Annotated in this window: 20 protein-coding genes; 12 read left to right on the top strand and 8 right to left on the bottom strand. The window is 35.1% G+C overall.

The features are described from left to right. Positions 1-12: 12 nt before the first annotated feature. From ACMA47_RS24200 to ACMA47_RS24160, 9 genes are all read left to right on the top strand, one after another. Entirely contained in the window at positions 13-1,647 is a 1,635-nt protein-coding gene (locus ACMA47_RS24200) for an LIC_10190 family membrane protein (protein WP_413931853.1), read from the top strand. Between the two features lie 50 nt (positions 1,648-1,697). Continuing rightward, positions 1,698-2,768: a chorismate synthase gene (gene aroC / locus ACMA47_RS24195; protein WP_413931852.1), complete on the top strand. Its 1,071-nt coding sequence runs from the start codon at positions 1,698-1,700 to the stop codon at positions 2,766-2,768. Between the two features lie 17 nt (positions 2,769-2,785). Then, the gene (locus ACMA47_RS24190) at positions 2,786-3,349 is read left to right on the top strand and encodes a thioredoxin family protein (protein WP_413931851.1); all 564 of its coding nucleotides are present in this window, start codon (positions 2,786-2,788) and stop codon (positions 3,347-3,349) included. A 9-nt stretch (positions 3,350-3,358) separates the two neighbouring features. After that, positions 3,359-3,898 (top strand): TlpA family protein disulfide reductase, encoded by a 540-nt coding sequence (locus ACMA47_RS24185; RefSeq protein WP_413931850.1) that lies wholly within the window; start codon positions 3,359-3,361, stop codon positions 3,896-3,898. Between the two features lie 83 nt (positions 3,899-3,981). Then, complete coding sequence (locus ACMA47_RS24180; RefSeq protein WP_034694904.1) at positions 3,982-4,323, top strand: YkvA family protein; 342 nt, start codon at positions 3,982-3,984, stop codon at positions 4,321-4,323. A 228-nt stretch (positions 4,324-4,551) separates the two neighbouring features. Then, entirely contained in the window at positions 4,552-7,242 is a 2,691-nt protein-coding gene (locus tag ACMA47_RS24175) for a peptidoglycan-binding domain-containing protein (RefSeq protein ID WP_413931849.1), read from the top strand. Then, positions 7,229-8,131, top strand: a complete 903-nt coding sequence (locus ACMA47_RS24170; RefSeq protein WP_413931848.1) for a hypothetical protein — start codon at positions 7,229-7,231, stop codon at positions 8,129-8,131. Before ACMA47_RS24175 ends, ACMA47_RS24170 begins: the two co-directional genes overlap by 14 nt. A 240-nt stretch (positions 8,132-8,371) precedes the next feature. Beyond that, positions 8,372-9,751: an orotidine-5'-phosphate decarboxylase gene (gene pyrF / locus ACMA47_RS24165; protein WP_079243122.1), complete on the top strand. Its 1,380-nt coding sequence runs from the start codon at positions 8,372-8,374 to the stop codon at positions 9,749-9,751. 53 nt (positions 9,752-9,804) lie between these two features. Next, the gene (locus ACMA47_RS24160) at positions 9,805-12,627 is read left to right on the top strand and encodes an aminopeptidase (RefSeq protein ID WP_413931847.1); all 2,823 of its coding nucleotides are present in this window, start codon (positions 9,805-9,807) and stop codon (positions 12,625-12,627) included. Positions 12,628-12,690: 63 nt separating this feature from the next. Here the strand turns inward: ACMA47_RS24160 and ACMA47_RS24155 are convergent, their stop codons facing one another. Then, entirely contained in the window at positions 12,691-13,500 is an 810-nt protein-coding gene (locus ACMA47_RS24155; protein ID WP_413931846.1) for a T9SS type A sorting domain-containing protein, read from the bottom strand. A gap of 154 nt (positions 13,501-13,654) precedes the next feature. Then, positions 13,655-14,524 carry a T9SS type A sorting domain-containing protein gene (locus tag ACMA47_RS24150; protein ID WP_413931845.1) on the bottom strand — a complete coding sequence of 290 codons (870 nt, stop codon included), beginning with the start codon at positions 14,522-14,524 and terminating at the stop codon, positions 13,655-13,657. Positions 14,525-14,679: 155 nt separating this feature from the next. Between ACMA47_RS24150 and ACMA47_RS24145 the strand changes: the two genes are divergently transcribed. Next, complete coding sequence (locus tag ACMA47_RS24145; RefSeq protein ID WP_413931844.1) at positions 14,680-17,907, top strand: hypothetical protein; 3,228 nt, start codon at positions 14,680-14,682, stop codon at positions 17,905-17,907. A 76-nt stretch (positions 17,908-17,983) separates the two neighbouring features. Here the strand turns inward: ACMA47_RS24145 and ACMA47_RS24140 are convergent, their stop codons facing one another. Then, positions 17,984-19,951: a T9SS type A sorting domain-containing protein gene (locus tag ACMA47_RS24140; protein WP_413931843.1), complete on the bottom strand. Its 1,968-nt coding sequence runs from the start codon at positions 19,949-19,951 to the stop codon at positions 17,984-17,986. 198 nt (positions 19,952-20,149) lie between these two features. Here ACMA47_RS24140 and dusB point away from each other — a divergent pair, with 198 nt between their 5' ends. Next, on the top strand, positions 20,150-21,145 hold the full coding sequence (gene dusB / locus ACMA47_RS24135) for a tRNA dihydrouridine synthase DusB (RefSeq protein WP_413931842.1): 996 nt from the start codon (positions 20,150-20,152) through the stop codon (positions 21,143-21,145). 51 nt (positions 21,146-21,196) lie between these two features. Here dusB and deoC read toward each other — a convergent pair whose 3' ends face one another. The 5 genes from deoC to ACMA47_RS24110 form a co-directional block, all read right to left on the bottom strand. Continuing rightward, positions 21,197-21,940 (bottom strand): deoxyribose-phosphate aldolase, encoded by a 744-nt coding sequence (gene deoC, locus ACMA47_RS24130; RefSeq protein WP_413931841.1) that lies wholly within the window; start codon positions 21,938-21,940, stop codon positions 21,197-21,199. 4 nt (positions 21,941-21,944) lie between these two features. Beyond that, a complete protein-coding gene (locus tag ACMA47_RS24125) occupies positions 21,945-22,415 on the bottom strand; it encodes an Lrp/AsnC ligand binding domain-containing protein (protein WP_002976659.1) in 471 nt (156 codons plus the stop codon). A 27-nt stretch (positions 22,416-22,442) separates the two neighbouring features. Then, positions 22,443-23,378: an endonuclease/exonuclease/phosphatase family protein gene (locus ACMA47_RS24120; RefSeq protein ID WP_413931840.1), complete on the bottom strand. Its 936-nt coding sequence runs from the start codon at positions 23,376-23,378 to the stop codon at positions 22,443-22,445. Between the two features lie 381 nt (positions 23,379-23,759). After that, positions 23,760-24,431 carry a tRNA (guanosine(37)-N1)-methyltransferase TrmD gene (gene trmD, locus ACMA47_RS24115; RefSeq protein ID WP_034694892.1) on the bottom strand — a complete coding sequence of 224 codons (672 nt, stop codon included), beginning with the start codon at positions 24,429-24,431 and terminating at the stop codon, positions 23,760-23,762. Then, on the bottom strand, positions 24,428-25,690 hold the full coding sequence (locus ACMA47_RS24110; RefSeq protein WP_413931839.1) for an NAD(P)/FAD-dependent oxidoreductase: 1,263 nt from the start codon (positions 25,688-25,690) through the stop codon (positions 24,428-24,430). Before ACMA47_RS24110 ends, trmD begins: the two co-directional genes overlap by 4 nt. Before the next feature lie 66 nt (positions 25,691-25,756). On the opposite strand from ACMA47_RS24110, the gene ACMA47_RS24105 reads away from it, so the two are divergent. Continuing rightward, complete coding sequence (locus tag ACMA47_RS24105; protein WP_413931838.1) at positions 25,757-26,620, top strand: glycoside hydrolase family 25 protein; 864 nt, start codon at positions 25,757-25,759, stop codon at positions 26,618-26,620. Positions 26,621-26,727: the final 107 nt, after the last annotated feature.

The raw sequence follows: 26,727 nt of genomic DNA, 5'->3' as shown, positions 1-26,727 counted from the left end.
CAATCTTTTTTTATGATATTGATTCTCTTTTCTTCCATTTTTATTATTCCTGTCCTGATGGGCTGGGGAAAGATCATGGAAAATATATGGGGAATTTTATTTCAGGGAATGTCTGGAAAAATTTTATCCGGAATCCTTGGAATAAGCCTGATATGGACAATTATTTCTTTTTTCATTCCTTTAAATATGAATGTGGAAGTACCTTCAATACTATTGGGACTATTTTTTTCCTTTAAAAATAAACTTTACCAGGAGTTCCATCAATTTTCAAAGAAGGATTTTATAGTATTAGGTGTAAGTTCTCTGACTGTCATATTCGCAGGTTCTTTCTATCCTTATATATTGGATCATTTCGGGTATTATATTCCTACGTTGAAATGGCTTACAGAATATGGACTTATAAAAGGCATCTCGAATGTAGACCTCACCTTAGGACAAATGTCTGTCTGGCATATTTTTCAGGCAGGATTTTCCAATTTCTCAGACCCATTTTTAAGAATCAATTCTATACTGCTTATCATCTACAGCATGTATGGTATTGAAAGAAAAAACTGGATCCATCTTTGCTTTCTGCCCATCTTACTACTGTTTTCACAGTCTCCAAGTCCGGACCTTCCTGTTATTATCTTTTCATTGATTATTTTAAATGAAATTATAGCCGGAAACAGAAATACCACGATCCTCTTTGCATTTTCAGTTTTTGTCTTTATGATAAAACCTACGATGATATGGCTTCCTATTCTGGTTTTCTTAAACTTTAGTGTTATTTTTAAGAGCAACTTTAAACAATTTCTTTTAGGGACTGCCATTCTATTTTTATTCTTCATTAAAAATATCTGGACATTCGGATATCCGGTTTTTCCGATAGCAATAGGTGATCTGGGGCTATCCTGGAAGCCTGATCCGGAGATTTTAAAAATTTCTTCTCAGTTTGCCATCATGAAAACCTATGATATGCAGTACTCCTATGAGGAAATTCAAAAATTTTCAACTGCAGATTATATAAAAAACTGGTTTTCTCTGGAAGGAATCAAATCCAAAATCAATATTCTCTTTGTTCTGAGCTTAATTATTTTCATAGTATTCGCCTGGATAAAAAAGAAAAAACTTATCACCCTGATCTGCATTTCATTGTTGATAAAAAGTATAGTAGTGCTTGTATTTTCAGCCCAGTACAGATTTTTTACAGATGTCTTTTTTGTGGTATTCTTTATTTTATTTTACGAATATTTTGATCAAAAGAAATCCATTATTGTCTTTTCAGCATTCAGCTTATTTTTTATTTCAATATTATCTTTTCCGGGAATGATTCAAAAATACATTCCAAGTTTCCGGGTGGGAAGCTTTATGACCGGATTTGAAAAAGAGCAGATATACAAACCTTCAACCTATGAATATCAGCAGTTTGACACATTTAAGGTAGGAAATTTAAAGTTTAATGTTTCTCACCATTACCCCTATAGTTTTGACACTCCACTTCCGGCAATTACTCCTGCTTATCTTTTTGATGATGTGAATGCAGGTATTTTTCCACAACTTTCAGACAAAAATGATCTCAAAAAAGGGTTTATCCCGAAAAAAATGACCTCAGAAGAAAAAGAGGAAGTCCAAAAGGTTATCAATAATATCAAAAACACTGATAAATAGAACAAATCCAGAAACTTTATTATCTGAAGAAAAAAAGGTAATTTTGTATCATGTTCAACACATTAGGTAATCTTCTTAGTCTTACAACATTTGGAGAAAGTCACGGAGTGGCTTATGGCGGTATCATCAATAATTTTCCGGCAGGTTTAGCGGTAGATCTCGATAAAGTTCAGTACGAACTGAACCGAAGAAAGCCCGGCCAGTCAGCAATCGTTACACAAAGAAAAGAAAGCGACACTGTAAAGTTTCTTTCCGGAATCTTTGATGGCAAAACAACTGGTACGCCCATTGGTTTTATCATTGAAAACGAAAATCAGAAATCGAAAGATTATGACCATATCGCAGGAGCCTATCGCCCAAGTCATGCTGATTTTACTTATGATCAGAAATTTGGTTTCAGAGACCACCGTGGTGGCGGAAAATCTTCTGCAAGAGAAACCATGAACTGGGTAGTTGCCGGAGCACTTGCCAAGCAGCTTTTACCCAATATTGAGATCAACGCTTACGTATCTTCTGTAGGTGATATTTTCTGTGAAAAACCTTATCAGGCTTTAGACTTTTCCAAAACGGAAAGCAATGACGTTCGCTGCCCAGATGCTGAAACGGCAGAAAAGATGATTGCAAGAATCAAAGAAATCAAAAAAGAAGGGAACACCATCGGAGGAACCATCACCTGTGTGATTAAAAATGTTCCTGTAGGAATTGGTGAACCTATCTTTTCAAAGCTTCAGGCTGAGCTGGCAAAAGCAATGCTGAATATCAATGCCTGCAAAGGTTTTGAATATGGAAGCGGTTTCTGCGGAGCTAAAATGACAGGAAAAGAGCACAATGATGCCTTCAATACAGATTTTACTACAAAATCTAACCTTTCCGGAGGTATTCAGGGTGGAATTTCCAATGGAATGGATATCTATTTCCGTGTGGCTTTCAAACCGGTAGCTACTATTCTGAGACCTCAGGATAGTATTGATAAAGACGGAAATCCTGTCATTGTAGAAGGAAAAGGACGCCACGACCCTTGTGTAGTTCCAAGAGCAGTTCCTGTAGTGGAAAGTCTTGCTGCATTTGTACTGGCAGACCTGTTTTTGATCAATAAAACAAGAAATATCAATAATTTTTAACATAAATATTTTTGGTAATGAAAAATTACTGGGATAAAGGAATTTCATTTGAAGAATATCTTCAGATTGCAAAAGAAAGATTAGAGAATCCTGCCAACCAACAGGAAGCTGACTACAAACAATATTACGAGCTGGGCCTTCATAGAATGGACAGAACGGTAAAAAAATACGTTCCGGATGAAGGTCAGCTGAAAGAACTTGCTGCCAAAAACTTTGACGGTAAGATTTTAATTATTTCCGAAGCATGGTGCGGAGATGCAAGTGCAACAGTACCTGCTCTTTTCAGATTTTTTGAAGGACATAATGAAGTAAGAGTTTTCCTGAGAGACAGTGATAAAAGCTTAATCAATCAGTTTTTGACCAATGGTACAGAATCTATTCCTAAAGTAATTATCCTTGATAAAGATCTGAATGTAAAAAATTCATGGGGACCACGTCCCAAATATGGATATGAGCTTCTGATGAAATATAAAGCCGATCCGGAAGCCTATCCAAAAGATACTTTCTATAATGATCTGCAGATATATTATGCCAAAAACAGAGGAAAAGATGCTGTTCAGGAAATTTTGGATCTTCTATAAACAATAGATATGAAAAAAAGTATCATTTATCTTGTAATTATTGTCATTATCGCTGGTGTTGCTTTTATACCAGGGGTAAGAAACTTTCTAAAGGATACATTCTTTCCTGTAGCCACTATAGAAAATGCAGTTCATATCAGTGAAGAGGATTATGATATAGAGCTTAAAGGAATTAATGCACCCAGCACTAATCTTAAAAACTTTAAAGACAAAGGGGTTTTCCTTAACTTCTGGGGAACATGGTGCCCGCCTTGTAGAAAAGAATGGCCTTCTATTCAGAAACTGTATGATACCAGAAAAGATCATGTAGATTTTGTGCTGATTGCCATGAATGATAAGGAAGAGGATGTAAGAAAGTTTTTGAAAGAAAATAACTATACCGTTCCTGTATATATTGCTCAAAGTCCAATTTCTGAGAAAATTCTTCCAAAGGTATTTCCTACCACTTTCCTACTGGATAAGCACGGAAGAATCCTTATTAAAGAGGATGCCACAAAAGACTGGAACACAGAGACTGTGCATCAGTTCATTGACAATATTATCAAATAATATTTTAACTAAATTTTATAATTTGTTGGTACAGGATTTGCGAAATTTATACCGTTGAAAAATTTATTAAATCCAAACACAAAATGAAATATTCAAAATTAAATCTTGCAAAAGAAGCCATCAATCATAAGGGCTTTATCAAAAAGATCCCTGATATTTTCAGAATGGTCAAAATGTGGAGAAAAGGAATTTATCCAATGAAATCCATAGACATTATTCTTCCTTTACTGGGAATTTTATATGTCCTCTCTCCTATTGACCTCCTTCCTGAATTTGTGATACCGGTTCTGGGAGTTATGGATGACCTGGCAGTATTGTCACTTACTATTCCTAAACTCATCAAAGAGGTTGACAAATTTTTATTGTGGGAAGCCCAGCAAAAATATAGCGGCGCCCAAGTCATTGATGCTGAAATCGTAAAATAATAGTTTATTATATTTTTCACACCATCCTGGTCCATCCGGGATGGTTTTTTATATCACTATATCATGATTTTTTTTATTTTTGTTTTTGAACAAACACAAAAACACAATGAAAAAAAATGTAATCCTATATGGAGGTATAATCCTTCATCCTCTCCTGCAATCTGCTCTGAAAAGTAATATCTGTCAAAATAGTTTCCAGCCGGAAGTTATTTATAAATTATATTAGCCATGGCAGGAAATATTACTGGAGATCAAAATCCTCAGGTAGGAAAAACATATTCCTACGTAGTAAAACCTTCTATCCTTTCATTTGGACTCAAAGGTGAATATGAATGGTATATTTACAAGAAACAAAAAACCGGACTATGGAAAGATATTACCGTTAAGCCAAAAACCGGTCAAAAAGTAACTTACAAATTTGGAGAAATAGCACTGGGAATAGAATTTCAAATGAAAGTCTATGAGACTAAGAAAGGAATTTTACCCGGACTTCCGGATACCAAAGAGCTGGCAGGTACTCTTCCCATTATCCCTACCAGTAGCAAAGTCCCGAAAATAGATAAAGTAGTGCTCTTCAACAGAGGTGCAAAAGATATCAATAAAGCCAGTTACCTCGATACTCTGATTGCGCAGGCTCACTGCATCGCCATGTTTAATAAAGAGATAGAATTCCATCTTTGGGAAGATGATGCTCCGGGAAAAGGACATAATCCTGTTATTAACACAAATAACCGACATACACGCAGCTACAAAGCGAGAGTGCATGCAAATGGTATTGCAGAAGTACAAATACCGCTGATGTCGGATGAAAAAATTCTTCGTCAGATCGCCAACCAGTTTATGATGAAGGGTGACAGAGATGAAGGTGCCAATCATGAATATTATATTACAGCCACTTATTCCGAAAAAATACTGGGAGCAAGCCAGGTAAATGTAGAGGTGATCAATCCGGATTATAAAGGACAGCCCCAAAACCAGTCAAAACCCCAAAAAGACACTCCGAAATTCCCTGCTGGAAATGGTCCCATGCAACGTGACCCTAAAGGTAATATCATAGAAGCTGTTTTCATTGATGATACAGGAAAAGAGCTGTCCAAAGTAGCCGTTGGAGATAAAGTAAGGATAAGAATTCACTCCAAAAATATGGTGGGAAAACACATTCAATATGTCATTTGGGAATATGATGCCACTTCCAATGATGAAGTCTACCGAAGTGGAATGATTAAAATACCCGCAGATGTATGTGACACTTCAGGATTTATCATTACTAAAGATATTTTTAGAAAAGGAATAGACTCGCCAATCAGCGATCTAGATTTGGATAAACAAAACTATTTCATTGAAATTATCTCCAAAGATCTTTCTGCGGAATCTCAGAAATTTGAGGTAAATTCGGAAGGTTTGATGAAAGTGGAGAAGGTGAAGAGTGCGGTGACGGTGGAGAAGCAACCGAAAGCATACAAAGGATGTAGTGGTAAATATTGTATTGATAAAAATTCCCCTCCTAGCGAGCTGATTAGAGAAATTAATATTCGCTTAGCTGGTTTTGGAGGAAATGTACCCACAGATAAATTTACAGACAGAACTGAAAAAATGGTTAAGCAGTTTCAGAGAGATTACATGAAGGTGACAGAAACTGGAAAAGTATGTGGAAATGTTTTGAGAGCTATTGATGAATTTGCTATAAAATATCCTATCAATATTAATGAAGGAAAATGCCCTTGTGGTCAATGTTCAGGATTTGGTAATAGTTTATTCCCTGAACAAAAAAACAATTCTAAAATATCTGAAAAAAATAGGAAATATGAATATCCTGGGATTCATAGATCCTTATTATGGGTAGAAAAAGCAATAAAATTTTATTTATCAAATCAAGAAAAACAAAATGGTTTGAAAGTAGGATTAATTTTTTCTGGATATAGATGCAATGCAAATAACAAAAAAAATAGAAGAAGTAGTACTAATCATATGGGTAAAGCTCTTGATCTTCACATTTATAAACTTACAGATAGTATTAATACCGAAAAAAATGCAGATAAAGTAAGAGACCTTCTTATAAAATATACCAATGCAGAATATAGATGGGAAGGAGAAAATGTTTTTGCTCTAGAACCAAGTTCTAGAAATAGAATAGAGTCTGAATTTATTGCTACAACATGGGTACATTATGATGTAAGAACCTTCCATTTAGATTATCTTAAAGATGAGTTTTTTGCAAAAAATAATAAAACTGCTAATGGAGAAAATATTATCGCTTTGGCAAATCACCTTGGATTTCAAAATACTTGTACGTGTAATAATAATTTTTTACAATCAAATAAAAATGAAGAAAATACTAATAATAAGAGTAAATGGTCCCATAGTGAGTTTGGGAATCTAATTGCAATGCGCGAGTCAAATGATGATTATAATAAATGTAATCAAACTAAAGGAGGTCTCAAGGTTATCAATAATGTAAAAGTTATTGAACTTAGAATAAAAGAAATTCAAGATAAACAATCAAATAGAGACGTTTTCGCTGTGGGTAGATATCAATTAATTCCAAATACTTTAAATGATGCAATTACAAAATTAGGTTTAGATATTAATAAAAAACTTGATCAAGAAATGCAAGACAAAATCTTTGATGAATACCTAATCAAAATTAAAAGACCTAAAATCATTGCATATCTAGAAGCGCAAGGAAGTGTTGAAGATGCTATGTATGATTCCGCTAAAGAATGGGCAAGTATTGGTGTTGAAGAAGGACGGCGAATTAGTGATAAAAAGATAAAAAAAGGAAAAAAAGTTATTTCAATAATTAAAAGATACGCCAAAGGTGGAGAATCTTATTATGCTGGTGACGGCCTAAATAAAGCTCATATAACTCCAGAACAAATTAAAAACGTTTTAATAAATTCTAAGAATGAAAATAAATAACATTTTATTAGTAATTATCCTATTATCCATGATTGGATGTAAAAAGGACCCGCAAAAAATAACACCGAAAACGTCAGAAATTCAACAAACTCAAAACATTTCAAATTCTCAAAAGACAAATGTAGAAATTGATAAATCTTTTGTTATTAGTTGTGGTTCCGGTTGTGCAATGACTTATACTGCTGAAAATATACTACAGAATGATGATACTTCAATAAAAGTTAAGTTCAAAGTAGAAATTCATACTGGCGAGCAGCTATCCGATAGCTATTATGAAAATTATCTTTTTTCTTACGATAAAAATAAAGAGATTGAAAAAATAACTATTGAAGGAAAGCTTGAAAACATTCTAAGCAATCTTATGCCTGATGCGCAAGATTCTTTTAGAGAGTTTGCTACTGAAATTATCCAAGATAAAAATATTGGTTTTTCACAAATAAAAAAGGAGAATAATACATCAAATAGTCCCGAATATAATATATGTGCTCTTCCTTTTGATTTTGACAAATATTATTCTATTTGTAATGAAAATATAAGAGAATGCCGTAATAGATATCCTTCCTACAGTTATCCTGAAAATAAGAGTATATTGGAATCATTTGGTATTAAAGATGCACCAAGTAATTATTTTTTGCTTCCAAAAATTAATAACTTCCAACCAATAATTCTTGCATATACCGATTCAGATATTGAAGGTTATTACTTAAAAATTGTTGAAAAAAATAAACTAATTTCATCTCTACAGATAGCTAAATTTGACGGGGAAACAGTTGAAGATTTTGTTATTACAAAAGATTTTGAAATTGAACTATATAACAGAAAAGATGCAACTGAAAAAAGAATCTTAAAAAGGAAATATAAAATACTCAAAGATGGTTTTATAAAATAACTTTATATTAATTATACTAAGCAAATGGCTTCAAATAAATGATGAAAAACTTTTTAATTTTACTCTTCCTCATATTCTTTTCATATTTAGGTAAGCAAAAAGAAAAAACATTCCCTCCAATAAAAATGTACAATTTCACACCATCCTGGTCCATCCGGGATGGTTTTTTGTTGACAAATGAGCGATAAATTTTTAAGCCTTATTTCAATTCCTTAAATTTGCAATATCTAATAAAAAATAATGGAAAGTAAAAAAGAATTCTTCTTAGAGTGCTACAAACTAGGAATCATTAAATTCGGAAGGTTTACCCTGAAAAGTGGTATTGAAAGTCCTTTTTATGTAGACTTGAGACCTTTGGCTTCAGATCCTAAAATTTTAAAAAATCTTGCTAATTATTTACTGGAAATGCTTCCATTAGATAATTTTGATTTAATCTGTGGAGTTCCTTATGCTGCTCTTCCTATGGCAACTGCTATGTCTCTGGAAAGCTATATTCCATTAATTATTAAAAGAAAAGAAGCGAAAAGCTATGGTACAAAGAAACTGATTGAAGGAATTTACCAGAAAGGGCAAAACTGTCTTTTGGTAGAGGATGTGATCACTTCAGGAAAATCTTTGCTGGAAACCATTCCTGAGATTGAACAGGAAGATCTTAAAGTTTCTGATATTGTGGTGGTACTAGACAGAGAGCAGGGCGGAAAACAATTATTGGAAGGTAAAGGATATAGAGTACACACTCTTTTCAATATTTCGGAAGTATGTAATATTCTTCAGGAAACAGGTGAATTATCAGATGAAGAAGTAAAAAGAATTCAGGACTTCCTTCAAGGGAATCACATTCAGTTTGAAGAAGAAACAAGATCTTCTTATGAGCAGAAACTTCAGTCAACACAACATTCGGTTTCGAAAAAATTACTGGAAACCGCTTTAGCAAAAAAATCAAACCTTATTGCTTCTGCTGATGTTACAACCACTCAGGAGCTATTGGAACTTGCTGAAAAAGTAGGACCACATATTATTGCTTTAAAAACTCATATCGATATTATCTCTGATTTCGAATACGAAAAAACAATTACTCCTTTAAAAGCTATTGCAGCAAAACACCAGTTCTTACTAATGGAAGACAGAAAATTTGCTGATATCGGAAATACACAGGAACTTCAGTTCACAAGCGGAGTTTTCAAAATTACAGATTGGGCAGATTTCGTAACTTCTCAGGTAATCGGAGGTTTTGAATCATTAGACTGTTTCAAAAATGTAGGAGTGGTAGCTATCGTCGGAATGTCTTCAAAAGGTGCTTTAACAACAGCAAGCTATCGTGAAGAAGCTTTAAAAGTAGCTTTATCTCATCCTAATGTAATTGGTGGTGTATCTCAGAATAAAATTCCTGAGGATCTTTTATTATTCACTCCGGGCGTAAATCTTGCAGATTCAGGAGATGGTAAAGGACAGCAGTATAACACCCCTGAGCATGTTTTCAAAACACTTCATACAGATTTCATTATCGTAGGAAGAGGAATCTACAAATCCAATGATCCTGAAGCATCAGCAATCACTTATAAAACAGAGGGATGGAATGCTTATATTAATTCTTTGGAAAAAAAAGCAATTCAGGGTTAAAATCCTATAAAGTATATACAAAATAAGTTATATTTGGGCTTTATCACGAATATTTGAAAAAGATCAGCCTTTGCCTTATTTTGTTATGTGGAGTTGTACAGGTTTCTGCACAGACAGACAGTATATACATTGAAACAAAACTGTCTCCTGACAAAAAGAACCTTGAGGTCCGCCAGGAAATTGTTTATTACAATCACTCCGGAAAAGACCTTCAAACTGTAAAACTCCTGAATTGGGTTTCCGCGTACAATAAACGGGGAACTTCTTTAGTCTACAGAAAACTGGAAGACCGAAATAATGATTTGCATTTTGCAAAAAATGATCAATTGGGAAAACTTCTTGAACTGAATATTAAAAATTCTGACAATGAAGTCCTTCCTGTCAATACACTCTCAGATGAAAATCTTTTTATTCCTCTGAAAAATGTATTAAAACCTGGCGAAAGCGTCACTTTACAGTTGCAATACAGGATGCAGCTTCCCGATAAAAACTTTACGGGATACGGAACATCCACTCAGAATACTGTATTAAAATATTTCTTTATTGTTCCGGATCATTTTGATCCGGACAATATTTCCAAAAGAAACTACCACGATATCGAGGAACAGGTAAATTTTAATACTTTCTGGACCATCAATTTTGACATCCCTGTAAATAGTTTTGTTGAAGGTAATCTTCCGCAGGTTCAGATGAATTCATTTAAGGGGTATCTTGACTCAGACCCTGAATTTTTGATTTCTCCAACAGAATTTCAATCCATCAAAACCAATGTTGACGGTGATGAAATCGAAATCAAATTTGGATATAATCTTAAACCGGAAGAAAAACAAAACCTGGAGTTTTATCTTCCTTTACAATTAAAATTCATTAAGGAACGCATCGGATTTCTTCCGAAAAGCATTTTTATTTCAGATAAATTCCGAGCTAAAGAAGACTTTTTCGGAAATAATGACATTACTTTCTGGAAGTTTAAATTCCGACTGTTTACCGATACAGAAAAAACGGATCTGGATTATTTTGGAATCATTGCCAAGAAAATTCTTGATGAAGGCGTGATTGCAGATAAAGAAAAAGATCATTGGTTTAAAAATGGTTTAAAGTCTTATCTTGAAATTCAGTACCTCAAAAAATTCTATGGTGAAACGAAACTTTTAGGTACACTTCCCGAGACCAGAATCTTTGGACTTAAACCTTTAAAGTTATTCCATGCATCCAAAGTAAAACTTCTGGACCGCTATGGACTTTCCTATCAGTACATCATGCTGCAAAACCTTGATCAGAAGATCGATGAGCATTTCCCTGTTTTGAGTAATTTCAATGACATGGCTATCAGCAGTTTTGAAACGGGAAGTCTTTTCAACTACTCGGCAGACAAAATGGGGTATGACCAATTCAATGGGATTCTAAAAAATTATATTTCTCAGAATTCCGGAAAAAAAATTAACCCTGATGAGTTTCTGGTTTCACTTTCTGAGAATAATAAATCAACAGCCTATCTCTCCAACTTTTTCAAACAGAAGAACAGGGTTGATTTTAAATTAAAAAATATTAGAAAAGAAAACGATTCACTACAAATAAAAATTGTTAGAAATACAGATATTTCTATTCCGGTAAAACTGGAAACAGAAACCAAAGAAGGGGAAAAGAAAGCTTACTGGATAGACACCGAGGAAAATGAACGTACTACCAGCCTTTCCCTTCCTGCATCAGAAAATATTTATAAAGTTACTTTAAACAGCGGCTATATCTTCCCTGAATCTAATTACAGAGACAACTTCCTGTATGCAAAAGGATTGTTTTCCAATGCTAAAAAAATTAAACTTAAATTAATAAAAGACATTCCAAATCCGGAATACAACGAAATCTATATCACCCCAAGAGTACGTTTCAATAATACGTATGATAAATTTCTCTTGGGAGCCAATTTCAAAAATCAGTCTTTCTTTGATCAGAAATTTTTGTATTCGGTGACTCCAACTTATAGTACAGGAACAGGCAAACTGACCGGTTCAGGAGCTGTTTCCTACTCTATTCTGCCTGCTGAAAGTATTATCCGAAGTCTGACATTTGGGCTTTCAGGCTCTTATTTCCATTATGATTATGATCTGGCCTACAGAAAAACCTCAATATCATCTTCCATTAACTTCAGAAAGAACCCAAGAAGTACAGTAAGCAGAAGTCTGGGAGTTTCCTATAATTATTTTGAAAGGGATCTGAGCCCTACAATGATCGCCAATAATGATTACAGCAAATATAACCTCTGGAGTATCGGGTATGGTTATAGCGACAGCCAGATGATTCATGAAAAAAGCTTCAGCCTAAGTACCCAGGGAATGGAAGATTTCAATAAAATAACAGCTGAAGGCTTCTACAGATGGGAATTTGCTCCTAAACAAAAGCTAAGCTTACGTTTATTTGCCGGATACTTCTTAAGAAACAATACCCGAAATAATCTTTTTGATTATGGAATTTCAAGGGTTTCAAACTATTCATTCTCCTATACTCTTTTGGGAGAAAGTGCCAGCAGCGGTCTTCTTTCTCAGCAGTTTATATTAGCTGATGGTGGTTTTAAATCTTTTCTTCCGGGAACAGTAAACCAATGGATCACTTCTGCCAACATAGACTCAAGTGTCTGGAAAATATTCCACGTATATGCAGATGCCGGAGTTTATAAAAACAAAGATCTTCCTGCCAAATTCATCTGGGACACCGGAGTTAAGGTAAGAATCATCCCAGATTTTCTGGAAGTTTATTTCCCGATACAGTCCTCTTTAGGATTTGAACCTTCATTCAAAGATTATGGGAAGCGTATCAGATACACTTTAATTCTTAATCTCGGATCAATTATTAATGCAGCGAGAAGAGGCTGGTATTAAGTAAGATTCTAAAAAATAAAAAATAAGGACAGCCTGTTATCGGTTGTCCTTTCTTATTTAAAACTAATCTTTTATAATTTTCTGCGATATAGGAATATTGTTAATCGTTCCTGTGACAATATAAGTTCCTTTTGGGAGCTCAGCAATATCAAGAGTGGAGGCCAGTTTCGTAGGTGATTTTTTAACGACCTGCCTGAATGTATCATACACTTTCACATCTTTTACCTCAGTTCCGAACACTACTTTACTGTCTTTTATGAATGGATTCTGCACAAAGCCTGATTTCACACTTCCTTCAAGAGAAAAGTCTGTCATATTATCATTACTGCCTACCAAAGTTCTTTTGATAGCTGTGGTTGTAGTGGGAGAAGGAGCTGGTCCGTCTCCTTTAAACTGATCTGCATTCGATCCGTACCCTACAAAATCCAGTACATTGGATGCAGAAGGTCCTGTCACCTGTACGATATTTCCGGCTAAAGCTACTTTTCCTGATACACTGGAGATTTTCAGCCCGGAAGATGGATTAGGCGTTCCATCAAAATTAGTTATCGTAGTGGCAATAAAATCCGGTGTTGGTAGATTTTCAACACCTCCTTCAATTGCTGACTCTTGAATTAAATAGGTTTCTTCCGGCCCTAAAGTAAAGTCCGGCAGCGTATGATATTCCGTGAAAGCACCTATTGCCGGAGCATATTGAATACTTGCTCCCGTCAAAGAGACCAAATTAGTTCCGATATTTTTAAGGACGATATAATTATTCTTCAATACTGCCCCTGAATTGGCATTCCCGCCATAGATCTCATTAATAACAATCTGGGCATTGGAAAAGGAAGTTAAGAATGTAAGTCCAACAAGAGTAAAGATTTTTTTCATCGTAATAATTTTAAGAAATGGATTAAAAATAAAACATCAAAAACAATACCACCAAATTAAGAAATATATAGGATACAAAAACTTAAAAACCAGGAAACAATCACAAAAAAGCCACTTCAGTGAAGTGGCTTTTTTATTTTTATCTAAAAAGAAATTAGTCTTTAAGAACTTTCTGAGAAACCGGCTGGTTGTTTACTGTACCTGTAACGATGTAGTTTCCTTTTGCCAATTCAGCTACACTTACAGATTCGTTTTGTTTTACTGAAGTTTCTTTTACAAGTTGTCCGAACATATTGAAAACTTTCACGTCTTTTACATCAGATCCGAAAACAATCTCATTATTTTTAACGAAAGAGTTCTTTACGAAGTTTCCTGACTTTGCGTTTTTAGCATCAATAACCGCTAAAGAAGCAGTAGATGAAGTAATTGTCAAAGAAATATCATCTATTCTCCAGTTGGCAGTACCAAGAGATGGAGTTCCTGTACCAGGGCTATCACTTCCGTAGATTCTTAAGGTAACCGGAGCTGATTCTGCCCCTATTAAATTAGATCCTGAAAAAGGAATATTATTCAATGTCCATGTACTATTATTGTTAACAATTACGGTACCTATTGCTGTTGCATAGTTATCAATACTTGAATATACTGTAATTTTTCCAGGTCCTGTAGAGGTTCCTCTGGATCCTAAATTTAAAGAATTTAAAGTTACTTTATTACCCGCAACAGGAGTTACCGTTACACTAAAATAAGTACTTGTAGCAGTTGAAAGAACCTCTTTAAAAGCTGCAGCGCCAAAATTACTGGATCCGCTTGCTCCTGTATATCCTGAAGAAACAGATGAAGTCGTAATTAAATTAGTAGTACCATTATTATTTCCCTGAGTTGCTGCAAACGCTACACTTGAAATATTAGCATTAGTACCAGAAATGGGATTTACAGAACTACCATCCCAAAGGTAAGTTGTTTGTGCAAAAGCAACTGCGCTTATCACAACTGTTGCAAAAAGAGAATAAAGTTTTTTCATGATTTAATTTTTTTGTTGTTAATAATTTTCTTTCCGTAACAAAACTACATTCTAATTTTTTTTTTGGGACAATAAAGAGGTTAAGTTTTTGTTAATTATAGTTGACCTCTTAATGTTAACATTTTTTAATTATTTTTACGAATTATTTTTAAAAGTTGCGGAATTTTGTCATTCTATTCGTTTTGTTCTTCTTAGGCATATTTTCAGGAAATGCTCAGGTCTTTTCGTGGAAAAATCCCAATGTCCCGGAAGACAGCATCAAAAGAGACAGTATTCTTGCAGCAAAGCTGGAACAGGACATCTTTGCAAAGGACACTCTGGATTTCATAAGAACGCATAATAAGATCATTATTGATGAAGCTGTACTCGCCAAGAATGATAAAAAAAGATTCTTAGGAGAACTTAATTCAAAAGGTTCTATCATCCGGGGGATTACTTTTGGTAATAATCAGGGGCAATCTGTACAAAGTTCTATGGATCTTCAAATTTCTGGACGGTTATCAAAAGATGTAACGATTTTAGCGAGTATTTCAGATCATAACCTGCCTATACAAGCTGATGGCTATACCCAGACTTTAGAGGAGTTTGACAAAATCTATATGCAGCTTAATATTAAAGATAAGTCTATCCTCAGAGCAGGACATCTTGATCTTGTAGAAGCTAAGAATTATTTTGCCAAATACCAGAGAAGAAGTATGGGACTTCAGTTCCAGACAGAATTCGGTAAAGAGAATAAGACATTCGTAGATATCTCTGCAGGTGTGGCACGAAGTGAATTCCACAGAATACGTTTTCAGGGGGTTGAAGGTAACCAGGGACCTTACCGTCTGACAGGTAAGAACGGTGAACAATTTATCACGCTGATTTCCGGTTCTGAACAGGTTTTTATTGATGGAATTTTAATGAAGCGTGGTGAAAACCAGGATTATATTATCAATTACAATACAGGTGAAGTTACCTTTACCAGTTTCCGTCCTATTTTCCAGCAGAATTTCATTACCATTTCTTATAACTACGCCAACAGGAATTATTCAAGGTATTTGTTTACAGGGAAGCTTGAGCATCAGAGAGAGAAATTCAAAGTAGGATTCAACTGGTTTATGGAAAATGACAACAAAAATGCACCTCTTTCTCTAAACCTTTCTAAAGAAGATGAACAAATTCTTGCAGAAGCTGGAAATAATCCTGACCTGATGTATGCTCCTTCAGGAGTGATAACGGAATATGATGTCAATAAAATTTTATACAAATTAAGTGCTGCAGGAAATTTCTATGAATATTCTACGGATTCAAGTTTAACGCTTTATCAGGTTTCTTTTACCTATTTCGGAGTTAATCAGGGAGACTATAAAATAGCACAGACCACTAACAACGGACGTGTTTTTGAATATGTAGGCCCTAATGGCGGAGATTACAGAGCCGTAAGAAAACTTCCTTCTCCTCAGAAATCGCAGGTATACTCTCTGAACTCAGAATACCTGTTAAATGAAGGAAAAATAGGCGCTGACATCTCTCTGAGTAACTATGATGTCAATTTATTTTCATCAAAAGATTCTGATCAGAACATGGGGTATGCATGGCGTATTTTTGGAAATAAAAGTTTCACAAAGAATACATGGAGAGGAACTCCAAGCTTTGAATATCAATATATAGACAGACAGTTTCATATCCTTGACCGTATCAATGATGTGGAATTCTCCAGAGACTTCAACCTTACACAGGAATTCAATAAAAAGACCCAAAACAGATTTACCTTCAGCTTCCTTAATAAATGGAATAATAAATCTACGCTGAATTACCGCATCAATTACCTGAATGAACAGGATTCCTACAAAGGGATTAAAAATGACCTTGACTTCGGCTGGCTGACGGGAAAATTCTTTACGAAAGGGAATCTGTCTTATCTGAGTACCAATGCTACTCTTCAGGATACAAAGTTCATCCGTGGTGGAGTTTCAACAGAATTTACCGGTAAAAAAGGAAGCTGGGCCATTGGTGGAAGCATGGAGCATAACGAGAAAAAGTACAATGATACTCAGCTTTTGGATGTCACAAGTTTCAGCTGGAAAGAAATCTTTTTGCAAAAGAAAATCGGTGACAGTACAAGAACCAAATTATTGGCGAAAGTATATATGAGAGATAATGACTCAGTACGTGATAACAGACTTCAGAATATGAACAATATTTTAGGGATCATGGCTGAAAGTCAGATTATCAAGACCGAAAGAACCAGTTTAAATGCTCTAATTCACTACCGAAAATTCTTCTACGCAGGTGCAGAAGGTGAAGTAACCCGTAATAATGATTTTGTTGTTGGAAACATCTTATACAATCAACAACTGTTCAGAAACGGTATGCGTCTTCAGGCTTTCTATGAACTGGGGAACGGACAGGAAGCCCAGAGGGAATTTCAGTACATCAAAGTAACGGACGGACAAGGTGTCTATAAATGGACCGATTATAACGGAGACGGCGTTCAGCAGCTGGACGAATTTGAAATTGCCGAGTATTCCGATCTTGCCCAATACATCCGTGTGTATACTAATTCTGTAAGATATATTCCTTCCAATAAAAATAAATTGCAGTTGGCCTTATTTGTTAATCCGGCTATTGTTTTCAACTCTGAAAATGGATTTTTAAAACGTTGGAATTTCAATATTTCATTAAACTCTCAAAACTCATTCTACAAAAAGGAAAAAGTACTTGTTCTGAATCCTTTTGAAAAGAACAGTGACCAGATTCTTAAAAATCAGAACATTCTTGCTTCTGTACAGTTTAATCCAACCGATAAATCAGGCTGGAACGGAAATTACAGATTCATCACCAATGATAATCTCATCAATGCGAATTTCAGTAATGAAGAACGTGAGCAGACTTCTCATTTCCTGAATATAGGATATTGGTTCAATAAAGAATTCAGAGTGGATTGGGAAAACTCGGTGCACGATATTCAAAACTCTTCACAATTATTTAAAACCAGAGATTATCGTCTCAATAATTTTGAAACCAAGCCAAAAGCAACTTATAAATTTACAGATGCTATCCAGGCTGAATTATCTTCTGCTTTCCGTCAGAAACAAAGATTGGATGGTGAAGAACTTCTTAAAGCATTTGATGTTACGGGAACGATTCAGTGGGAGCGAAGAAAAACGTCTATCCGTGGAAACTTCTCATTCATCAGTAACAACTTTACAGGAAACAATTTCAGTATTGTAGGAAACCAGATGCTGGATGGGCTTAAACCTGGAAAAAACCAGGTATGGAGTGTATTTATCCAACAGGCTATCAACTCGTTTATCCAGCTGAATCTTAATTACGAAGGAAGAAATTCCGGTGACCGTACCATTCATATCGGAAGTATGCAGGTAAAAGCAAGTTTCTAATAATGACCATTATTTTTGACAATAAAAAATCCCCAATATCGCTATTGGGGATTTCTTTTGGTTATTAGTTTAACAGTTATTTTTTAATGATTTTCAAGGATTGAGATCCTTTTTCTGTATTTATTTTTAGAATATAAACTCCTGCAGTGACACGTCTCATATCTACAGAACCTTTTTCAGCGTTAATTGTTTCGCTAAGAACTCTCTGGCCTGAAACATTATACACTTCAACATCTTTAATCCTTGTATCATTATTGATATAAAGGAAATCTGTAACAGGGTTTGGATAGGCATTTACCGTATTCTTTTTCGCAGCTTCATTGGCCGCTAACACTGCGACTGTAAATTCAAAGCTTCCAAGATCTGGTGTTAAAGCATTTCTTATATTACCATCTGCATCCAGAGTTACTTCAACAACCGGAGTTCCTTTGTTATCAAGAGCTGCATTTCCTGTAGCTGATAAATGGAAATCAGTAGCTGATAAAAATACTGGCAGAACATTCAAAGAATTTACATTTCCTCCGAATCCTGCCTGGATATCTGCAAGTGTTGCTTTTGCAAGACCTCCAATATAGCCCAGATTAGTTCCTGAAGAATAGAAATTATTAAAATTAATGGAAGAGAAAACACCACTTGCTGCTCCTGCATAAATAGTATACCGGTCTCCTGCCTGAGTCTGGGTATTCACAAAAAGATTATTTCTTACATCAATCCCTCCCAAACCGGTTACTCCACTTGTGATATTTAAAGCCGATGGTCTTCCTGCAACAGTCTGGCTTAAGTTCATCACAACGGTATTATAGTAAAGTTTATATCCACCTCCTGCACCAATAACGATTCCGTTTCCATTATCATTTACACCTCCGGTGGTTGCATATCCATAACCGGCTACCCCACTCACTACATTATTGGCAACTAAGGTATTAGAGGTAAGGCCTGTTGCTGCAAGATAAATCCCCTGTGCTCCATATCCTGAAACATTGGTGTTTTTTATCCCGTTAATTTTATTATTATCTATAGTTACTCCGGTGGTTGCTGCTGCTGCGTAAATCCCTGCAAAAACAGTTCCTGTTCCGCTGGAGTTAAAGTTGGAAATTGTATTCCCTCTTACGATGATATTGGCCGTTGCAGAAGCTCCCGTATTACCAGCGGTTACAGTTATCCCTGCAGCTCCTCCGGTAGAAGTTCCGGTATATCCAAGATTGGTAATAGTATTGGAAATAATGGAAGAATTAACAGTGGCAGTGGCAAACCAAACTCCTCTCTTGATCTCAGCAATGGTAGTCTCGAAATTACCAATCGTGTTATTGCTTACCGTTACTCCATCTGCTCCCTGTACATAAATTCCGCCAAGGCGGATAGCATCAGTTCCTGTAGCACTTAAATCATTTCCTGTCACCAGAGTATTCGCGCCATTACCTGCCGCTGTAGCAGCAAATAAATACATTCCCATATACGCTTTCTTCACTGCATTATTCTGAATGGTAACATTATTAAAGAAGCCTCCTGTAGGTGTCGCTGCACCATCATACATGACAAAAGCAGAAGAAGTATTGATACCATTTACAATATTCAGGTTTTTAACCATAATATTAGTATTTGCGGCGGCAGCGGAAGCCGCTATAAAAGTAAGTACCTGCGGGGCTGTAGTAGAAGTATTGGTAAGAGTAAGATCTCTTGTAGTTCCTGAAGCAGCATTGCTTCCATCCAGGGTAATGTTACTACCCAGTATTCTTACTAAGGGCGCACTGGCAATATCACCGGAAATAGCAGCTGTAACTCCTATTGCGGGTTTTATAGCAACAGAAGTATAGCTTGTCGCTCCGCCACTGGCATTCAGACTCGCGGTGGCTGTTTCTGTTGTGTTTGCTGTGATACTGATTGTAATTGCTCCCTGGTGTGTTCCCGCATTAATAGCATCGAATGCTCCTTTTAATGTGGTATAGGTTCCTGTAGCTGTTCCTGCCGTGGCAGAGATATTCACTTGTGAATAAAAATTTGATGAAACCAAAATTGCCATCAAACAAAATAGAATTTTTCTCATGACATTAATTTTTATTATACTAAATATAAAAAATAATTATCAATAAAATTCAATAAATATTGATAATCAATTAAATATATTAAATAAAAATTAAACATAATATCATAAAATCCCTTAAACAACCCTACTCAAACAAAACACAATACCACATTTTAATTTATAAAAATTTGTTTTTTCAGAATTTCGTAAATTTGCACCATGATAAAAATAGGCAACATAGAACTGCCGGAATTTCCACTTTTGCTGGCTCCGATGGAAGACGTAAGTGATCCTCCGTTCAGACGTTTGTGTAAAATGCATGGTGCAGATTTAATGTATTCGGAATTTATTTCTTCCGAAGGGTTAATTCGTGACGCTATCAAGAGTCGTAAAAAGCTGGATATTTTCGATTATGAAAGACCCGTTGGGATACAGATTTTTGGTGGTGACGAAGAAGCTATGGCTATGTCTGCAAGAATTGTTGAAACGGTAAATCCGGATCTGGTAGATATTAATTTTGGATGTCCTGTAAAAAAAGTTGTCTGCAAAGGAGCAGGAGCTGGTGTTTTGAAAGATATCGACCTTATGGTACGTCTTACAAAAGCTGTTGTAAGCTCTACTCATCTTCCTGTCACTGTAAAGACCCGTTTAGGATGGGACAGTACCAGCATTAATATTGATGAAGTAGCAGAACGTCTGCAGGAAACAGGAATCAAAGCGCTTACCATACATGCAAGAACCCGTGCTCAAATGTACAAGGGTGAAGCAGACTGGGAACATATTTCAAGAATTAAACAAAATCCTAATATTGAAATTCCAATTTTTGGGAATGGTGATATAGATTCTGCTGAAAAAGCATTAGAATATAAACAAAAGTATGCATGTGACGGTATTATGATCGGACGTGCTGCCATTGGATATCCATGGATCTTTAATGAAATCAAACATTTCTTTAAAACAGGAGAGCATTTACCTGAACCTACTATTTCAGACCGATTACTGGCTGTTCGTCAGCATGCAGAATGGAGTGCAGAATGGAAGGGAGAAAGATTAGGATTGGTTGAAATGAGACAACATTACAGCAACTATTTCCGAGGAATTCCTCATTTCAAGGAGTTCAGAAAAAAATTCCTGGAAGTGTTTACTATGGAAGAAATGAACAGTTTGATTAAAAAAACCCAACAATTCTACGAAGAATATCAGGCACAACTATAAAAATAAAACCATCAGCAAAACTGATGGTTTTTTTATATTGAGAATTTAATATTAATATCCTTCTGATGAAGATTCGTTTTTAATTAATCCCAGAGCTGAAGAGGTTCCAATTCTTTTAACTCCCATTTTGATCATTTTTTCAGCATCTTCAGGAGTTCTTACTCCGCCTGCTGCTTTTACAGGAAGTTTCCCAGCATTGCTGAGCATAATTGTTATTCCTTCAAAGGTTGCTCCGTTAGGCTTTCCTTCGGCAGTCTGATAAAATCCTGTAGATGACTTGACAAAAATTTTCGACAATTCATTTTCAGAAAAATTCTCTTCTGCCCAGGTAGAAATCTTTTTAGTAAGATCTGCAATTTGTTCATCTGTTAGTGCTGCAATTTCAATAATCCATTTTGCAACTTTATGATGTTCAAGAGATAATTTTGTACATTTTACAAATTCTTTTCTTACCAGTTCTATATCTCCCTGCAGATAAGCCGTATAATTAGTAACAAAATCTAATTCATCTGCTCCGTCTTCTATTGCTTTTGAAGCTTCTGCAAGTTTTTCATCAATAGAGTACGTTCCTTCGTGGAAACCTATTACAGTTCCTACTACAACATTTGAATTTCTTTCCTGAATAAATTTTTTGATCTCAGATACATAATCCGGTCGAATCATCACGGCAAAAATACCATTGTCTATTGCTTCCTGAGCAAGTTCTTTATCTTTTTGAAGTGTTTCTTCGTGGGAAATACCTGACTGTTCTGGTGTTTTCAGGTAAGTTGAATCCAAATATTGGGCTATGTTCATATTATTATACTTTCAATTGTCTGTAAATACCTTGTTCTAAAGATATAAAAGTTTCTGTTCTTGTTACTCCCTTCAGCTTTTGAAGCTTACTAAGGATTTGCATTAAATGATCATTGTCTTTACAAAGCACTTTCAGGAAAATGGTATAATTTCCTGTAGTATAGTGGGCCTCCACCACTTCGTTGATATCATGCAAAGACTTTACCACTTCCGGATAATGGCTTGGTTGATCCAGAAATACACCGATGTAGGAAATCACTTTGTATCCAATTTTCTTAGGATTAAGAAATGAAATTGAATTTTCAATAACTCCTGCATGTTCGAGTTTTTTGATTCTTTGATGCACTGCAGTGGTGGAAATTCCGACATTTTTTGAAATGTGGGCTAAAGAAGTTTTAGCATTATCCATCAACATGTAGATGATTTCTTTGTCAATAGAATCTAAATGGTAGCTTGTGTTGCTCGAATTTTTCATTTTCTACTTTTTTATTATTTATGTTTTTTAATGTAAATTTTTAAATTTTACAAAAACCGGAAAGTGATCGCTATATCCACCTAAATACCGGGTACCGGCATAAGTTCGGAATGGCCGTCCTTCAAAATTTCTGGTTCTGCTGCGGATTTTTTCAGAATTAAATATATGGGCATCCTGAAAAGCCAGCGTCTTATTATCAAGCAAAGATCTTGACATAATGATCTGATCATACAGCAATCCAGATTTATAATGAAAAGTAGAATAATTTCTTGTAGAAAACAATTGTTGAAAAGGGTTCATTAAAACCTTCTCATGGTCATTGTCATAGAGAATCTGTACTAAATTTTCATCATCCGGGTTTTCGTTAAAATCACCACACAATATAACATGCTCTTTATCAGCATTTACAATTTTCATAATCCGTTGCCGTATTTCATTCAATATAAAGGTTCTTTTAGGTTTATTGATATCTTTTTCGCGCTTAGAGGGAAGATGGGCGACAAAGACATTAATAATTTCCCCTTTATATTTAATTTTTGAAAAAAGTACGTCTCGGGTTGTGTCGTAATTTTCTGTGTTTTTATTTACTATTTCAAAAAAGAAAGTAATGGTTTCTGAATCTATTACCTCTACTTTATTTTTATCATATAACATGGCTACATCCACTTTTCGTTCGTCCATAGAATTGTAATGTACAATTCCGTATTCCGAATTAAAGGGCTCCATTTCTACTAGATCTTCCAAAACTTTCCTTCCGGAAACTTCAGATAATCCTATTACAAATGGTAATACTTCATTATCCTCCTTCATCAACTGAAATACATGAGAGATTTTGAAAAGCTTATTTCTATATCTCTTTTCATCCCAATTCCTTAATCCTGACCGGGTAGGATCTAATTTGTGGACAGGTTTCGGATCGGGTAAAAATAAATTTTCAACATTATAAAAAGAGAACAGCTCCATCTACACTAATTTCTATACTTTTAATTTATTATGTCCTTTTTACTTTAAGATGTAAATTTATTATTTTTTTTCAAATTTTCGTGATTTACCTCTAAAACAGTAAATCAATTTCCAATAAAAAACAATTCAAATATAGTAAAAAATACTAATGAAATAAGTCATTATGAATTAATTTTTCAATCATCCCGCAGTTTCGATATATTAATCAAAATTGAGACAATAAACAAAATATGGAATAATAGAAATAAATTTTCAATTTAAAATCAGAAACATTAATATTTTTCACACTTATTAAAATTACAACAAATATTATTCCATTTATCTATAATAAATGGAATTAAATATTGAAGCAAAAATTAGATCATTTCTGACAATTTTCGCTTACAGTAAATCGGGGCGTTTTTCCTTTGTAATTCTTACGGCTTCATCATGACGCCATTCTTCAATTTTTCCGAAATTCCCACTCAACAGGATTTTAGGAACATCCAGGCCTTTATAGCTTTCAGGTCTAGTATAGATGGGTGGTGAAAGAAGATCATCCTGAAAACTGTCTGTTAAAGCGCTTTGTTCATCATTCAAAACTCCAGGAAGCAATCTGATAATGGAGTCTGCCAAAACACAGGCAGCCAGTTCTCCTCCTGTAAGAACGTAATCTCCAATTGAAATTTCTTTGGTGATATGAAGATCTCTTACCCTTTGGTCTATCCCTTTGTAATGTCCGCAAAGAAAAATTAAATTTTCTTTGATAGACAATGAATTGGCTATTTTTTGGTTTAAAGTTACCCCATCCGGAGTCAGATAGATCACTTCATCATAATTCCTTTGAGATTTAAGCTCTGATATACATTTATCCAATGGCTCAACCATCATTACCATTCCTGCTCCGCCTCCGTAGGGCTCATCATCAATTTGTCTGTGCTTATTGATTGCCCAGTCTCTCAGATGATGAAAATGTACTTCTACCAGTCCTTTATCCATTGCTCTTTTCAAAATAGAAGTTTGGAACGGACTCTCCATCAATTCCGGAAGTACGCTTATTATGTCAATTCTCATTGTAATGTTCCGTTTTTCTTAGTAGGTATAATAATTAATCTTAAAGAAGAATCTTTGTTGATATAACTCCACATCCAGTTGAAGAATATGGCCAGTTTATTTCGAACGCTCAAAATTAGCATTAAATGGAGAAACATCCAGAAATACCACGCCAGAAATCCCTGAAATTTTATAAACGGCAGATCTACAACCGCTCTGTGCTTCCCAATAGTCGCTAAAGAGCCTTTGTCATCATACTCGTATTCTTTCCATTCTTCCTGGCTTTTCTTTAATAGATTTTTACCTAAATTTTTTGCCTGATTAATGGCTACGTTGGCTACCTGAGGATGTCCCTGTGGATATTTAGGAGTTTCCATATAGGCAATATCCCCGATAGCATAAATATTATCGTAACCCTGTACTTTATTATATCGATCTACAATATATCTATTTCTTACTAATTTTTCTTCCGGAAAACCTCCTACAACATTTCCTGTAACTCCGGCTGCCCAGATCACATTATTGGATGGAATTTCTTTTCCGCTTTTCAAATGAACTTTATCTCCGTCATAATCTGTCACTACTTCTCCACTCATAAAAGTTACTCCAAGATCTTTAAGGTATTTTTCAGATTTCTCCTGAGCCTCACTACTCATTACTGCAAGTGGTTTTTCGGTAGAACTCACAAGAATAATCTTCAAGTGATCAAAGTTCATATAAGGATAATCTCTTGGAAGAATATCTTTTTTCATTTCAGCAAAAGCTCCAGCCAGTTCTACTCCTGTAGGACCGCTTCCAACGATAACAATATTCCAGTTTCCGTCATCGCTTCGGCTTTTTTCAATAATCAGTTTTTCAAAGGTCATCAAAACATGATTTCTGATACTGATGGCTTCCTGGGTATTTTTCATCCCGAAAGCTTTTCCTTCCAATTCTTTGTTTCCGAAAAAATTAGTCTTACAGCCCGTTGCGATGATGAGTTTATCGTAAGTAAATTCTGCTTCGTCTGTAATGACTTTATGATTGGCAGGATCTATTTCTTTGACTTCCGTCATACGGAACTGTGTGTTTCTGGATTGCTGAAAAATCTTTCTGAAGGGAAAGGAAATGTTGGAAGGTTCTATCCTTCCTGAGGCTACCTGATAAAAAAGCGGCTGAAACATATGGTGGTTCATCCGGTCGAGAACAATGACCTTTTTGTTCTTGTTATTCAATGTTTTTGCAAGCTGCAGCCCCGCAAAGCCTCCTCCAATAATGATGATTTTTTCGCGTGTTTCCATAATACACAAATTTACTGATTTTATTTTAGCATTTAGCAGTGAAAAAAGTTAGTTTTGCAAAACTTTATGACACCAAAAAAGTACACCAAAAAAACTGCCAAACAAGTCCATAAATCAAGACGGAAGAAGTATTTTTTCCGAAGATGGGTGATATTGGCTATTTTAATGATAGCATTAGTAGGAACAGGGCTTTATTTAAGACAGTCTATCAGTTATTACTATGCATTGTACTTTAATAAATTTAAGCATAAAAAGCTTCATAACAGTGAAAAGGAAGCCGCAAGAATTCAGAGAATATTAGCCAGCAACCTTGATAAAACCTATGGTTTTGATGTTTCTCATTATCAAAACCGTGAAGATATCAAATGGGACAGTCTCAGCATTGGAAATAAAACGATTCCGTTAGAGTTTGTTGTCATGCGCGCCACGATGGGAAACCGAAGTGCCGATAAGCATTTTGACGAATTCTGGGAAAGTGCTAAAAAGCATGATCTTATCCGTGGTGCCTATCATTTTTACAGAGCTGATGAAGACCCTGTGATTCAGGCTAATAATTTTTTAGAGAATGTAAAACTTGAGAGCGGAGATCTTCCCCCGATTCTTGATATTGAAAAAATTCCAAAGCGTAAAACCAACAAAAAACTGATTGAAGATCTGAAAGTATGGTGTAAAATTGTAGAAGATGCCTATGGCGAAAAGCCGATTATCTACACCTACTATCATTATTATAAAGATTTTCTGAAAGGCGAGTTTGAAGGTTACCCTTTATGGCTTGCCAATTACAATGACGTTCCGTCTCCTTCACCTGATGATGAGTGGGATTTCTGGCAGTTTACAGAAAACGGAATTGTTCATGGTATCAACGCTAAAGTGGATCTTGATATTTACAATGGTAATTCGTGGTCATTAAAAAGATTGACACTGGATTAGAAGAAAGAAAATGAAAGCAGAAAAATAGGAGTTGATAAAATTTCGATGAGCCAATTTTTAAAATAAGCTGACTGATATCACTTTCATCCTCCATCTCCCTGCCTCCA

This window comes from Chryseobacterium sp. T20, assembly GCF_047345655.1.
In the GTDB taxonomy this organism is placed as follows: Bacteria; Bacteroidota; Bacteroidia; order Flavobacteriales; family Weeksellaceae; genus Chryseobacterium.
The sequence above is the reverse complement of the archived record's forward strand: the minus strand, read 5'-3'. Positions and strand labels throughout refer to the sequence as shown.

What these genes read in the sequence shown, in the direction of transcription:
- ACMA47_RS24200 (WP_413931853.1), top strand. Translation starts at nt 13, where the DNA reads ATGATATTGATTCTCTTTTCTTCCATTTTTATTATTCCTGTCCTGATG.
- aroC (WP_413931852.1), top strand. Translation starts at nt 1,698, where the DNA reads ATGTTCAACACATTAGGTAATCTTCTTAGTCTTACAACATTTGGAGAA.
- ACMA47_RS24190 (WP_413931851.1), top strand. Translation starts at nt 2,786, where the DNA reads ATGAAAAATTACTGGGATAAAGGAATTTCATTTGAAGAATATCTTCAG.
- ACMA47_RS24185 (WP_413931850.1), top strand. Translation starts at nt 3,359, where the DNA reads ATGAAAAAAAGTATCATTTATCTTGTAATTATTGTCATTATCGCTGGT.
- ACMA47_RS24180 (WP_034694904.1), top strand. Translation starts at nt 3,982, where the DNA reads ATGAAATATTCAAAATTAAATCTTGCAAAAGAAGCCATCAATCATAAG.
- ACMA47_RS24175 (WP_413931849.1), top strand. Translation starts at nt 4,552, where the DNA reads ATGGCAGGAAATATTACTGGAGATCAAAATCCTCAGGTAGGAAAAACA.
- ACMA47_RS24170 (WP_413931848.1), top strand. Translation starts at nt 7,229, where the DNA reads ATGAAAATAAATAACATTTTATTAGTAATTATCCTATTATCCATGATT.
- pyrF (WP_079243122.1), top strand. Translation starts at nt 8,372, where the DNA reads ATGGAAAGTAAAAAAGAATTCTTCTTAGAGTGCTACAAACTAGGAATC.
- ACMA47_RS24155 (WP_413931846.1), bottom strand. Translation starts at nt 13,500, where the DNA reads ATGAAAAAAATCTTTACTCTTGTTGGACTTACATTCTTAACTTCCTTT.
- ACMA47_RS24150 (WP_413931845.1), bottom strand. Translation starts at nt 14,524, where the DNA reads ATGAAAAAACTTTATTCTCTTTTTGCAACAGTTGTGATAAGCGCAGTT.
- ACMA47_RS24140 (WP_413931843.1), bottom strand. Translation starts at nt 19,951, where the DNA reads ATGAGAAAAATTCTATTTTGTTTGATGGCAATTTTGGTTTCATCAAAT.
- dusB (WP_413931842.1), top strand. Translation starts at nt 20,150, where the DNA reads ATGATAAAAATAGGCAACATAGAACTGCCGGAATTTCCACTTTTGCTG.
- deoC (WP_413931841.1), bottom strand. Translation starts at nt 21,940, where the DNA reads ATGAACATAGCCCAATATTTGGATTCAACTTACCTGAAAACACCAGAA.
- ACMA47_RS24125 (WP_002976659.1), bottom strand. Translation starts at nt 22,415, where the DNA reads ATGAAAAATTCGAGCAACACAAGCTACCATTTAGATTCTATTGACAAA.
- ACMA47_RS24120 (WP_413931840.1), bottom strand. Translation starts at nt 23,378, where the DNA reads ATGGAGCTGTTCTCTTTTTATAATGTTGAAAATTTATTTTTACCCGAT.
- trmD (WP_034694892.1), bottom strand. Translation starts at nt 24,431, where the DNA reads ATGAGAATTGACATAATAAGCGTACTTCCGGAATTGATGGAGAGTCCG.
- ACMA47_RS24110 (WP_413931839.1), bottom strand. Translation starts at nt 25,690, where the DNA reads ATGGAAACACGCGAAAAAATCATCATTATTGGAGGAGGCTTTGCGGGG.
- ACMA47_RS24105 (WP_413931838.1), top strand. Translation starts at nt 25,757, where the DNA reads ATGACACCAAAAAAGTACACCAAAAAAACTGCCAAACAAGTCCATAAA.